The following is an 11,997-nucleotide window of genomic DNA, read 5'->3' on the forward strand; positions in this document are numbered from 1 at the left end:
TGGCATGACGTCGCAGTCGCCGAGTCCGCCGGTGCCGCGCTCCGCTCCATCCCGCCTCCGCGGGGTTCGGGACGGATCGCTCACCCGCGCGCTGCGCGTCATCCTCGCCCTCGCCGTACTGCTCGGGGTCGCCCAGCTCGGTGCGGGTCTCGCCTACACGCCGATCTTCTGGCCGGTCGGGGCCTTCACCCTGGTGTTCTGGACCTGGATCGCCGCGGGGCTCATCGCCTGGTGGCGCCGTCCGGGCAACGGCATCGGGCCGCTGCTCATCATCGGTGGCATCGGCATCTATCTCGGCGGCATGGCGAACGTTCCCGTCCCGGCGTTCGCCGTGATCAACTCGATCTTCGCGACGAGCGTGCTCGCGATCACCGTGCATCTGCTGCACGCGTTCCCCTCCGGTCGGCTTCGGGGCCGGCTCTCGATCGCCGCGGTGATCCTCGGCTACGTGGTGGCCGTCGGGTTCGACCTCGTCAAGGCCGTCCTGCCGCCCCTCACCGGTCGGGAGGTCGAGGTCTTCGACGTGGCGCAGACGGGCCTCGGGATCGCCGTCATGGTCGTGACCGCCGTCGTGCTCACCCGACGGCTCATCACCGCGGACCGGCGACACCGGCGGGTGCTGCTGCCGCTCTTCACCTACGGCATCCTCTCGGTCCTGCTGGTGCCGACCATCCCGCTCCTGGTGCGCGCCTTCGGGCTCGACCAACCGGTCGTGGGCGTGCTCCAGCTCTCGCTGCTCGCGGGGCTCCCGATCGCCTTCCTCCTGGGGGTGCTGCTCGGCGGGTTCCGGCGGACGACCGCGCTCGAGGCGCTCAGCGCTTGGCTCGCGATCGGCGGCGCGAACCGACCGGCGGTCGGCCGTGCGCTGGCGGCGACCCTCGGCGACGACTCGTTGCGCGTCGTCTACTGGGCGGCGGACCGGGAGCGGTACATCGACGAGACGGGCGTCGAGGTCGAGCGGGACGACGCCGAGGATCGCGGCTGGGTAGAGGTGCGCGTCGACGAGCGTCTCGTCGGAGCGATCGAGTACGACGCGCGGATGATCGGGGAGCCGTCGACGGTGCGCCGAGCGGGGGAGGTGCTCGCCATCGCGATCGATCGCGAGCACCTGACGAGCGAACTGCTCGTCAGCAACCGCGAGCTCGTCCGTTCGCGCCTGCGCCTCGTCGAGGCCACCTACCGGGAGCGCTACCGGATCACCCGCGACCTGCACGACGGACTGCAGGTCCAGCTCGTGCTCCTCGCCCTGGAAGCGCAGACGATCGCGAATTCGGCCGACGCCTCGCCGGCGACCAGCGCCGCGGCCGAGCAACTGCGCCGCGGGATCGACGCGGCGGCGGCCGATCTGCGCGGCCTCGTGCACAACGTGCTGCCGGCCAGCCTCCTCGAGCAGGGGCTGGCGCCGGCGGCCGAAGACCTCGTCGACCGGCTCGAGATCCCCGCGACGCTGGATGCGGAGCTCGACGACTCCGGACTCCCGGATGCGACGGTCCACACCGCCTACTTCGTGCTGGCGGAGCTTCTGGCCAACGCGGTGAAGCACGCCCGCGCCTCGATGGTGCATGTCGCGGTGCGACGGAGCGGGGCGCGCCTCGAGCTGGAGGTCCGCGACGACGGCGTCGGCGGTGCCCGCCTGAACGGCGGCACCGGCCTCCGCGGCCTGGCCGACCGCGTCGCGGCCATCGACGGGACGTTCGAGATCGACTCGGACGCGGACGCGGGAACACGAGTGAGGGTGGAGCTGCCGTACGAGTAGTCATCGCCGAAGACGAGGTCCTGCTGCGCGAGGGCCTCGCGCACGTGCTCGAGGAGGACGGGGTGACCGTGCTCGCCGCGGTCGGAACCGCCGTCCAGCTCGAGCGCGAGGTCGGACGGCATCTGCCGGATCTCGCCATCACCGACATCCGCATGCCGCCGAGCCACACCGACGAAGGCCTGGTCTCGGCGCTTCGCATCCGTCGCTCGCACCCCGAGATCGGCGTCGTCGTCCTCTCCCAGCATGTGCAGCGCCGCCTTGCGACCGAGCTCGTGAACCAGGACAGCGGTGGCGTCGGCTATCTGCTCAAGCAACGGATCGCCGATGTGAACACCTTCACTTCGAGCCTGCGTCGCGTCGCGGAGGGCGGGACGGTCCTCGATCCCGAGGTGGTCTCGGTCATGGTCGCGCGCGCCAGCCGAGGGGACGGCGTGATCGGCGCGCTGACCGCCCGACAGCGGGAGGTGCTCGGGCTCATGGCCGAGGGGCGCAGCAACGCCGCGATCGCCGCGCAGCTGTTCCTTAGCGAGAAGGCCGTGGTGCAGCACACCTCGAACATCTACGACGCGCTGGGGCTGCCGGTCGACGCTGACGACCACCGCCGGGTCCTCGCGGTCGTCCGCTTCCTCGCGGCCTCGGCGGACACGGCGCGAACCCGGCCGTGACGCGCACGACGAAGCCCCCGGCACCCGCAGGTGCCGGGGGCTCGCCGCGAACCGGGGCGCCCCTAGCCACCGGTGCGTGCTCGGCGACGTCGGGTGCGGGCGAGTGCCCCGCCGCCGAGGAGCAGGACTGCGCCGACCACGGCCCACGCCAGCAGGCTGGACCCGTCGGTGCCGGTCGAAGCGAGCGAACCGCGCCCGCCCGCCCCGGTGCCGTCGGCGGCCACAGCCGCCACGCGGGCCGGCGGAGTGTCCGTGCCGGGAGCGCCGGGGCCCTGCGGTGCGCCGAGGTACGGCTCGTAGCGCTGCGTGATGACCCACTGCGCGCCTTCGCTGGTGTTCGGGAAATCGGCCGTCACATTGACGATCTCGTAGTAGATCCCGTCCTTCAGCACGATGACGGTGCCCTGCGTGCGGACCATCGGCGGTGATCCCTCCCACCACGACTTCGTGTGCGGCGGGGTCGCGATCGGCAAGCTCAGCGTCGTGGAGGTGCTCGTGGCGACCGAGCGTTGGTAGTTCACCTCGAGTGCGGCCTCCCACTTGGCTCCGAGGCCCGTCCAGGAGCTCTTGATCGTGAACTTGAACCCGCCCGAGTTCGTGACCGTCTCCGAGGAGGTCACGCTCTTCGTCGGGCTCACGGGTGCATCGCCGCCGTTCAGCACGGTCTCCGACATGGGCCGCACCTTGCCCTGCACATCGGTCGCGCTGGCGAGGCTCAACCCGCAGTCGTCGGCGTTGGCGCCGCAGACCTTGTCGATGAGCTCGCGCGCCTCCAGCGTGTTCGGACCGGTGCCCGAGCCGTCGAGCACGGTCATCGCGCGGCGCTTCACGGTGAACTCCGCCTCGTACGCGCCGTAGCCGGGGCCGTTCCAGCGCTCGTTGGTGAGCTCGCAGCTGTAGGGCGAGACCTTGACGCGCGCGGAGTGCTCGAGCGACGGGGCTCCGTCCGCGAGCGGGTCCCGATCGAGGACGAAGCACGTGCCGTCGCGTGCGAACTGGACGCCGCGGTAGTTGTTCGACCACCCGGCGACCCAGAACTTCGTCTTCGTCCCGTCGTCGACGATCTGGTAGACGAACTCGACCCGCGCGTTGTCGGCGTACATGGGGTGATCGCCGTCGCGGACGACGGTCTCGAAGTGGGTGCTGGCGTCCTTCCCGAGCTCGGCGGCCCCGGCGACTCCGTAGGGCACGTCGAACTCGTAGTGCCCGCCGGTGAGGCTGATCGGTCCGGTCGTCTTCATCACGCCGCCGGTCTCGACGTAGCGGTTGAGCGCGACGGTGAACGTGAATCGCGTGTTCGGCCAGTTCTGCGTCTCCACCGTGGCGCAGGTGAACGGGCTGACGGCTGCAGGGACGCCGCCGCTCCGCGGGTCGCCCTGGTACACTCGGCACGAGGCCGAGGCGAGGTCCCCGGTGGCGTGGACCCGGGTGCTGAGCCAGTAGCCGGTGCCGGTGCCGAGCATCACGACCTCGAAGACCGCGGAGCCGTCGATACCGACGCCGAAGCCCGCGGTCTCGCCCGTCACGTGGTACACGTCGCGCGTGTCGGCACCCACCGCGGTGTGGACGGCGGACATCGAGCCGACGGGCGAGCCCATCGCAGCGCCGCCGGCCAGGGTCACCCGGGAGAGCGCGAAGTCGGCGAAGATCGTGCCGGGCGCATCGATGGCGAGCGGGTCGGCGGCAGGTGGGGCTTCGTCGCCCGCCTCGTCCGCCGGGCCTGCTTCGTCGGCTGCATCGGCTGCATCGGGGACGAGCGCTTCGGCGGCCGGGCGCTCGCTCTGAGACGTGTCGGCGGCCGGCACGTCGTTCGGAGGGGGCGCCACGGCGGCGCCGGGTGGTGGCCCGCCGGCGTCCTCGGCCAGGGCGGGTGCGGCGAAGCCGGCGCCGCCGAGGGTGAGCCCCGCGGCGAGCACGGCCACCGTGAGCGGGGTGGTGAGCTTGTTCATTCGTCGTACCTCGGATCGATCGGTGACATCGACCGGGACGCCGACGCCGACCGCTCGGCGACGGGAGCACCCCCTGGGGTCCGCCGCAGAACGACCGCGACAAGTCTGCGGAGGCCCGGGGCGCGCCGGAATGGACCCAGGTCGCGGGTCTGCCCGGCCCGGCCGTCGCTCCCGCCGTTCTGCTCTCAGCGGATCGACGTATCGCTCGGTTGCCGCAGTGCGTAGCCTCGGGACATGGGTGAGCTCGTCGATTTCCAGCCGATCCGTCGCCGTCCGAAGCCGCTCTGGCGCGAGGCGCTCGGCGAGGTCCTCCGCGCCGAGCGGCTCGAGCAGGAACGCATCCTCACCGAGGTCGCCGCCGAGGCCGGCGTCTCACCGCAGTACCTCTCGGAGATCGAGCGCGGACGCAAGGAGCCCTCGAGCGAGATCCTGGGCGCGGTCACCGAGGCGCTCGGCCTCGAGCTTCACGACGTCGTGCGGCGGGTCGGCGCGGCGCTCGAGACCCGCCACGAAGCGGCGCGACGCGAGACGGAGCGCCGCGAGCTCGTGGAGCTCGCACGCTCGGTCTCGCCGGCGCCCCGCGGCGGCACGGAGCTCGCCCCGCCGCAGGGCGGCGCCTATCTGCTCGCGGCGTAGTCGGCCGCGCCAGTCCCGTCGCTGACCCGGGCGCCCAGCACCCGGTCGGCGAGACCGTACTCGACGGCGGCCTCGGCGGGCAGGATGAGGTCCCGATCGGTGTCGCGTCGCAGGGCGGCCACGTCTCGGCCGGTGTCGGCGGCGAGGGCCGCTTCGAGCTCGGCGCGAACGCGGACGACCTCGTCGGCGTGCAGGATGAGGTCGGGGATCGTGCCGCGACCCTGCGAGGACGGCTGGTGCAGCACAACGCGGCCGTGCGGCAGGATCGCGCGCTGCCCCTTCGCCCCGCCGGCGAGGAGCACCGCGGCGGGGCCGGCGGCCTGGCCGACGCAGGTGGTCGCGACATCCGGCCGAATGTGCTGCATCGTGTCGTAGACGGCGAGCGCCGCGCCCGGCGAGCCGCCCGGCGAGTTCAGGTAGAGGCTGATCGGCGTTTCGCTGGATTCCGAGGCGAGGTGCAGGAACTGCGCGATCAGCACGTTCGCGACGCCGTCGTCGATCTCAGTGCCGAGATAGACGATGCGCTCCGAGAGCAGCCGGCTGTACACGTCGAGGGAGCGTTCCGAGTTCCCGCGCCGCTCGACGACGTGGGGGATCGTGTAGCTGGTCATGCCGTCACCTGCAGTCCGGTCAGGGGCCGCTCGGCCCTCGGGAACATCTCGTCGAAGCCGTCGACGACGCGGTCGATGAAGCCGTAGGCAACGGCCTGCTCGGCCGTGTACCAGCGGTCGCGCAGCGAGTCCTCGGCGATCCGCTCGATCGGCTGCCCGGTGTTCGCGGCGGTGATGCCGAGCACCGTGTCCCGCATGTGCCGGAGGTCGTCGGCCTGCAGCTCGATGTCGACGGCCGTGCCGCCGATGCCCGCCGAGCCCTGGTGCATGAGGATCCGGGTGTGCGGCAGCGCGAAGCGCTTGCCCGGGGTGCCGGCGGTCAGCAGGAACTGGCCCGCGCTCGCCGCGATGCCGTAGGCGATCGTCGCGACGTCGTTCGGGATGGAGCGCATGAGGTCGGCGATGGCGAGCATCGCCGACACCGAACCTCCGGGGGAGTTGATCCAGAAGCGGATGTCGCGACGGGGGTCGTCGCCGGCGAGGGCGATCAGCTGCGCGCAGAGCCGGTTGCCGCCCTGCTGGTCGAGCTCGTCGCCGAGCACGATGATGCGTTCGTGGAACAGCCGGGCGGTCAGCTCGGCGTCGATCGGCTGGATGGTGGGAGTCGCTTCGCTCATGCCTCCAGCGTGGGCGGGCGAGGGCCCGGGCGGGGAGCGATGCTGCCACGGGCAGTGCTGCGCTCGGCAGCACTGCCCGGAGCGGTGCCGCTCACGGCAGCGCGGACGGGTGCGGGGCGGCGCGCTTCGTCAGCAGCCGACCTTCGTCACGCCCCACGAGCCGGTGTTCGCGGACCCGTTCGCCGAGACGGATCCGACGACGCCGATGCTGTTGTACGCGCGGACGACGACGGAGCGGGCGTTCGCGATCGACGCGACGGGCGCGCCGAGCGGGGCAACGGACTGGGTGCTGCACGTCGAGAACGTGAGCTTCGAGCCGGACAGCCCGCTGCCGCTGTAGACGCAGTGGGTTCCGGTCGCGCAGGAGCCCACCGAACGGGCCGCGAGCTGCCCCTCGCTCTCGAGCGTGAGCACCACCGCGCCGTCCTGCCAGCTGACCTCGTCGGGACCCGTCTGCGTGCCCCCGGGGAACTCGGCGAGCACCGCGTCGATCCGCTGCTGGAGGCCCGGGTCCTCCGATGCGGTCGCGGCGACGGCGGGCAGCGGGGCGAGCACGACGGCGGCGGCGACGAGCGCGGCGGCGGCGATTCGGGGGAGCATCACGGTTCAGGTCCTCTCGTTCCCGATCCGGTGCGGGTTCGGCTACTCCCAGGCGGTGTAGTTGATGACCGCAGGACTCGGGATATCCGTGCGGTCGTGCCCGATGTACGTCGTCTCGATCGAGAGGATACCGAGTCCTTCGTCGGAGACGATGATGCGCTCAGCGTACTCGCCGGGCGACCGGCTCTCGGTCACGAACGAGAGGCCGGCGCGCCCGAGCCGGTCCTCGACCGCCCCCTCGACTCGGAGATCGGGCCGCTCCGCCAGGAACCGGAGCGCGGCCCGGAGCTGCTCGGCGTCGAGTCGCTGCTCGCTCAGCAGGTTGCCGAGCTGCAGCAGGGCGTCGCCGGTGGTGATGCCGGTCCGCCCGAGCGGCTGCTCGAGGAAGGGGCCGAACTCGGCGGCCGTCGTCGGCGCTGTGCCGAAGACGAAGGCGTACTCGCCTGGGCCGAACTCCTGCTCCCAGATCACGGAGCCGACGTCGTAGCCCTCGACCTCGGTCGGCACGCCGTCGGAGTCGTACGGCTGGCCGCGGCGCACCTCGACCCTCGACCCGCCGTCCCCATGCTCGATGGTGCGGACCTCGGGTTCGATGCTCGACTGCTCGACCGCACCGCCCTCGCCGATGACGAGCGACAACGACCAGGATTGGAACCGCACGGTCCCCGTCGCGCCCGTCGGCGCGATGTTCTCGCTCAGCTGCATCAGCAGGTCCTTCGGTGCGCCGTCGACGGGGGTGGGTTCGAGCAGCGGCGGGGTCGCCGCAGCGAAGCTGGCGCTGGGCTTGCCGAGCGCGACGAAGCCGATCGTCGCCGCGAGGAACACGACCACGGCGGCGGCCACCGAGAAGTAGAGCGGTCGGCGGGATCTCGGCTCGGCCGCGTGCACGATCCCGCGCATCCGCTCCTCCGTCGCCGCCGCGAGCGGATCGCCTCGGCGGGGCAGTGCCGGGCGCGCGGCGTCCAGTCTGCGGGTCAACTCGTCCATGCGTCCTCCTTCACCGTCGATGCCGGATCGAGCGCGAGCAACTGCTCGAGACGTCGTCGTGCGCGGTGCAGCCGGACCCGGACGGCCGCGATGGAGCAGCCGAGGATCTCGGCCATCTCCTCCCGACCCAGGTCCTCCCAGTACGCCATCCAGATCACCTCGCGGTCGGCCTCGTCGAGCCGGTTGACCGCGAGGCGCACCTCGAGCACGTCCTCGGACGCGAGCGCGTGCTGCGCCTCGACCTCGTGCTCGACGCGCTCGGCGCGCCGCAGGTGGCGACTCCGACCGCGATAGGTGTTGCCGACGATGTTGCGCAGCGTGGCGTAGAGCCAGGCGAGCGTGAACACCTGCGCATCGTCGCGGCGGCGCCAGGCCTGCGCGAAGACCTCGGCCGCGGCATCCTCGGCGTCGGTCCGGTCGCTCAATCGGTTGAACGCCGCAGCGACGATCACCGCGTGATAGGTGCGGAAGAGCTCCTCGAACTCGCGCTCGCCTGCGGCGAGGCGCTGCGCTCGGGAACTGGACACCATCACATCATCCCTGTTTCCAGCCGAGGGTGTTTCGTTACTCATCGCTTCGAATCCCGGGCGACCCGGCTGCACGAGCCGCCCGGGACTGAAGTCGAGCCGCTCGGGCCGCTACTCGACGAGCTTGCCGGCCAGCGAGATCTCGCCGCCCATCAGCTCGGCGATCTCGGCGGGGATCTCCGGGATGGACTCGCGCACCACGCCGGTCGAGGGCGACCAGACGAGGTTGACCTGCAGCGTCGGGTCGAGCTCCGGGTAGTCGCTGCGGTTGTGGCAGCCGCGGGTCTCGCGGCGCTCGAGCGCCGCCTCCAGGGTCGCGCGGGCGGCGAGCGCGGCGGACTTCAGGTCGAAGGCGTGCGCGAGGTCCTGGAAGCCGGCGATGTCGGGGTGGACGCCCACCTGGGCGATCCGCGCCTCGATCGCGTCGAGCTCCGCGAGCCCGGCGCGCAGCCCCTCCTCGGAGCGGACGACGCCCGCGTGCTCGGTCATGGTGTCGCGGATGGCGCGCTGCAGGGCCCGCACGTTCTCGGGCCCGTCGGCGGCCAGGAGCGCGGCGATCTCCTCGCGCGCGGTCGTGACCGCCTCCGCGGAGCGGGACTGCGCCGGCAGCCCGGCGGAGTAGGCCGCGGCGGCCTGTCCGACGAGCCGGCCGTAGACGAGCAGCTCGATGAGCGAGTTCCCGCCGAGGCGGTTCGCGCCGTGCAGGCCGCTCGCGGCCTCGCCGATCGCGTAGAGGCCCGGAACATCCGTCGAGTGGTCCTCCGAGCGCACCCAGACGCCGCCCATCGAGTAGTGCGCGGTGGGCGCGATCTCGATCGGCTCCTTCGTGATGTCGAGCATCTGCAGCTCGAGCATCGTCTGGTAGACCCGGGGGAGCCGGGTCATGATCGTCTCGCGGGGGAGGTGCGAGACGTCGAGCCAGACCCCGCCGTTCGGCGTGCCGCGCCCCTCCGCGATCTCGGTGTAGCACGCGAGGGCGACGCGGTCGCGGGTGGACAGCTCGGCGCGCTCGGGGTCGTACTTCGGCATGAAGCGCTCGCCGAGGCCGTTGCGGAGGATGCCGCCCTCGCCTCGGGCCGCCTCGGAGACGAGCGTGCCGGCCGCGCTCTCCGGCTCGAGGATGCCCGAGGGGTGGAACTGCACCAGCTCGGGGTCGCGGATGCGTCCGCCGGCCTCGACGGCGAGGCGGAAGGAGTCGCCCGTGTTCTCGTCGCGGCGCGAAGAGGTGCGCCGCCAGATGCGGTTGTGCCCGCCGGCGGCGAGGATGACGGCGTCGGCGTGGATGAGGTACCTGGTGCCGGTCTCGAGGTCGAAGCCGTAGGCGCCGAAGACCGCGCCGTCGTCGTTCACGAGGATGCGGGTGACGTAGACGGTGTCGAGGACCGGGATGTCGAGCTGCGCGGCGCGGTTGATCAGGGTGCGCTGGATCTCGAGCCCCGTGTAGTCGCCGGCGAAGGCCGTGCGGCGGTAGGTGTGGGCGCCGAAGAAGCGCTGGGAGATCCGGCCGTCCGCTTCGCGGGCGAAGGGCATGCCGTAGCGTTCGAGGTCGTCGATGCCTCGAGCGGCATGCTTGGTGACGGTCTCGACCGTGTGCGGGTCGGCGAGGAGGTAGCTCTCCTTGAGCGTGTCGGCGGCGTGCTGCTGCCAGCTGTCCTCGGCGTCCATGGTCGCGAGCGCGGCGTTGATGCCGCCGGCCGCGAGCGAGGTGTGGGCGTCCGACTTGGGGCGCTTGCCGAGCGCGAGCACGTCGACGCCGGCCTCGGCGAGTTCGATGGCGGCGCGGAGGCCGGAGCCGCCGGTGCCGATCGCGAGCACGCTGGTGGAGATTTGCCGTTCTGAGGTCTGCATGCGCCCGAGGTTAGGTCGATCGCGTCGATTCCTCCAATGCATTTATAGAGTCATCACGATGCGCTTAGGCTATGAATGTGAACCTCGAGCAGCTGCGCGGCTTCGTCGCGGTCGCGCGCCTCGGCAATTTCACGAGGGCCGCGTCGGAGCTCCATCTCGCGCAGCCCTCGCTGAGCCGGCAGATCGCGGCGCTGGAACAGGACCTCGGCGCCGAGCTCTTCCACCGCGCCCGCACCGGGGCGACGCTCACGGTGGCCGGCGAGTCCCTGCTGCCGCTCGCGCGGCGCATGCTCGCCGACGCTGAGTCGGTCCGGCGCGAGCTCGCCGAGCTCGCCGGGCTCGAACGCGGGCGGGTGCGGCTCGGCGCGACGCCCACGCTCTGCATCAGCCTCGTCGCGGAGGTGCTCAGCGTCTTCCACACGGCGCACCCGGCGATCGAGCTGCACCTGTCGGAGCAGGGCTCTCGGCGCCTCCTCGACGAGCTGGCCGGCGGGGAGCTGGACCTCGCGCTGATCACGACGTCGGATGCCACGGCCGCCGACCGCTTCTCCGTCGTCCCGCTCATTGACGAGGAGCTGGTCGTCGTCTCCTCGGCGGCGGCACCGCCGGTGGTCGCGGGGGACCGCATCTCCCTCGCCGAGCTCGCCGCGCTCCCGCAGATCGTGTTCAGTTCGAGCTACGACCTGCGCAGCGCGACCGACGGCGCGTTCCGTGCCGCCGGACTCTCGCCCGAGGTCGTGCTCGAAGGAGCCGAGATGGATGCCGTGCTGCGCTTCGCCGAGCGCGGGCTCGGCGTCGCGATCGTGCCGGCGATGGTGCTCATCGACCGTCCGGGGCTCCGCTCGGTCCGGCTGCGCGGCGAGACGCTCACCCGCACGATCAGCCTCGCCCGGCCGGCCGATGTCGCGCCCACCATCGCCGTGGGCGTGATGCAGCGCACGATCGCGGCGACGGCCACGGCGTTCGCCGCCCGCGCGGGCGACACGATGCGGCTCGTCGGGGCCTGACCCGGTCGCAGGCTGCGCCGCCCGCGTTTCTGCGTCGATCCGAACGGCTTCTTGAGCTGGACTTGAGCTGATCCTGAGCTGTCTGCGTCAGGCTGGAGCCGTGCTCGCAGGGGCCGCCAGCACACCGCAGCTCACCGCTTCCTGACCCGAACTCGAAGCGTGGATCAGCGGCCGGGCGGCCCCTGAGCAGCGCGTCAGCCGACGCGCTCCCAGCCGACGCAGCCCGTCGAGCTGAAGTCCTGCCCGGCTTCGACGACGATCGAGACGGGGTCGCCCGCCCCCTGACCGGCTTCGAGCAACGCGCCGGCCCCCGGTTCCGCCGGGTCCGCGACCGAGATCGACCACATGCACGCCTCGTCGCCGGACACGGCCTCATAGGTCCCCGGCATCATCGAGGTGCCGCCCGTGTACCAGCGCCCGTCCTCGAGCGCCGCGACCGGCAGCGCGGCCTCCGCCGCGGCGACCGCCTGCTCGCGGGCGACGAGCGCCGCCTCCCGCTCGGCGAGCGCCCGCTCGCGGGCCTGCAGCCCGGCATCCTGGTCCTCGTAGGCGCCGAGCTGTTCGACGAGCCGGTCGGCGCGGTCCCGGTCGAGCTGCACCTGCGCCTCGAGCTCGACGATCCTGGCCTCGTCCGTCGCCCAGATCGTGATGGTCGCGGCGACCGCCGCCGTGGCGATCATGGAGATGCCGATCAAGGGGAGCAGCAACCGGTTGGCAGGCAGATGGAACTCCATCGTCCGCTCCTCGGGTCGGTTGCAGGCACTCGTAGCAGTATGGCCTACCGGCACTGAGGA

12 protein-coding genes are annotated in these 11,997 nt (G+C 72.1%); 4 read left to right on the top strand and 8 right to left on the bottom strand.

Annotation, left to right across the window (positions count from 1 at the left end; all coding sequences use genetic code 11):
• The first annotated feature begins 4 nt into the window (after positions 1-4).
• Both QSJ60_RS08955 and QSJ60_RS08960 read left to right on the top strand, forming a co-directional pair.
• Positions 5-1,756 (top strand): sensor histidine kinase, encoded by a 1,752-nt coding sequence (locus QSJ60_RS08955; RefSeq protein ID WP_285463369.1) that lies wholly within the window; start codon positions 5-7, stop codon positions 1,754-1,756.
• 2 nt (positions 1,757-1,758) lie between these two features.
• Positions 1,759-2,421, top strand: a complete 663-nt coding sequence (locus tag QSJ60_RS08960) for a response regulator transcription factor (protein WP_285465285.1) — start codon at positions 1,759-1,761, stop codon at positions 2,419-2,421.
• A gap of 62 nt (positions 2,422-2,483) precedes the next feature.
• On the opposite strand, the gene QSJ60_RS08965 is transcribed toward QSJ60_RS08960, so the two are convergent.
• Positions 2,484-4,370, bottom strand: a complete 1,887-nt coding sequence (locus tag QSJ60_RS08965) for an LPXTG cell wall anchor domain-containing protein (RefSeq protein ID WP_285463370.1) — start codon at positions 4,368-4,370, stop codon at positions 2,484-2,486.
• Between the two features lie 234 nt (positions 4,371-4,604).
• On the opposite strand from QSJ60_RS08965, the gene QSJ60_RS08970 reads away from it, so the two are divergent.
• Complete coding sequence (locus tag QSJ60_RS08970; RefSeq protein ID WP_285463371.1) at positions 4,605-5,006, top strand: helix-turn-helix domain-containing protein; 402 nt, start codon at positions 4,605-4,607, stop codon at positions 5,004-5,006.
• On the opposite strand, the gene QSJ60_RS08975 is transcribed toward QSJ60_RS08970, so the two are convergent.
• From QSJ60_RS08975 to QSJ60_RS09000, 6 genes are all read right to left on the bottom strand, one after another.
• Positions 4,988-5,617, bottom strand: a complete 630-nt coding sequence (locus tag QSJ60_RS08975; protein WP_285463372.1) for a ClpP family protease — start codon at positions 5,615-5,617, stop codon at positions 4,988-4,990. The two genes, QSJ60_RS08970 and QSJ60_RS08975, sit on opposite strands and share 19 nt — an antisense overlap.
• A complete protein-coding gene (locus QSJ60_RS08980) occupies positions 5,614-6,234 on the bottom strand; it encodes a ClpP family protease (RefSeq protein ID WP_230766145.1) in 621 nt (206 codons plus the stop codon). Before QSJ60_RS08980 ends, QSJ60_RS08975 begins: the two co-directional genes overlap by 4 nt.
• Before the next feature lie 129 nt (positions 6,235-6,363).
• A complete protein-coding gene (locus QSJ60_RS08985) occupies positions 6,364-6,837 on the bottom strand; it encodes a hypothetical protein (RefSeq protein WP_352230683.1) in 474 nt (157 codons plus the stop codon).
• Between the two features lie 39 nt (positions 6,838-6,876).
• Entirely contained in the window at positions 6,877-7,821 is a 945-nt protein-coding gene (locus tag QSJ60_RS08990) for a hypothetical protein (RefSeq protein WP_285463374.1), read from the bottom strand.
• Positions 7,809-8,351, bottom strand: coding sequence for an RNA polymerase sigma factor (locus QSJ60_RS08995; RefSeq protein ID WP_285463375.1), 543 nt, complete (start codon positions 8,349-8,351; stop codon positions 7,809-7,811). Before QSJ60_RS08995 ends, QSJ60_RS08990 begins: the two co-directional genes overlap by 13 nt.
• A 108-nt stretch (positions 8,352-8,459) precedes the next feature.
• A complete protein-coding gene (locus QSJ60_RS09000) occupies positions 8,460-10,196 on the bottom strand; it encodes an L-aspartate oxidase (RefSeq protein WP_285463376.1) in 1,737 nt (578 codons plus the stop codon).
• A 71-nt stretch (positions 10,197-10,267) separates the two neighbouring features.
• Between QSJ60_RS09000 and QSJ60_RS09005 the strand changes: the two genes are divergently transcribed.
• On the top strand, positions 10,268-11,203 hold the full coding sequence (locus QSJ60_RS09005) for a LysR family transcriptional regulator (RefSeq protein WP_285463377.1): 936 nt from the start codon (positions 10,268-10,270) through the stop codon (positions 11,201-11,203).
• Between the two features lie 194 nt (positions 11,204-11,397).
• Here QSJ60_RS09005 and QSJ60_RS09010 read toward each other — a convergent pair whose 3' ends face one another.
• The gene (locus QSJ60_RS09010; protein WP_285463378.1) at positions 11,398-11,937 is read right to left on the bottom strand and encodes an Rv1352/Rv1906c domain-containing protein; all 540 of its coding nucleotides are present in this window, start codon (positions 11,935-11,937) and stop codon (positions 11,398-11,400) included.
• Positions 11,938-11,997: the final 60 nt, after the last annotated feature.

Origin of the sequence: Agromyces sp. NBRC 114283, assembly GCF_030268405.1 — a bacterium.
Lineage (GTDB): Bacteria > Actinomycetota > Actinomycetes > Actinomycetales > Microbacteriaceae > Agromyces > Agromyces mediolanus.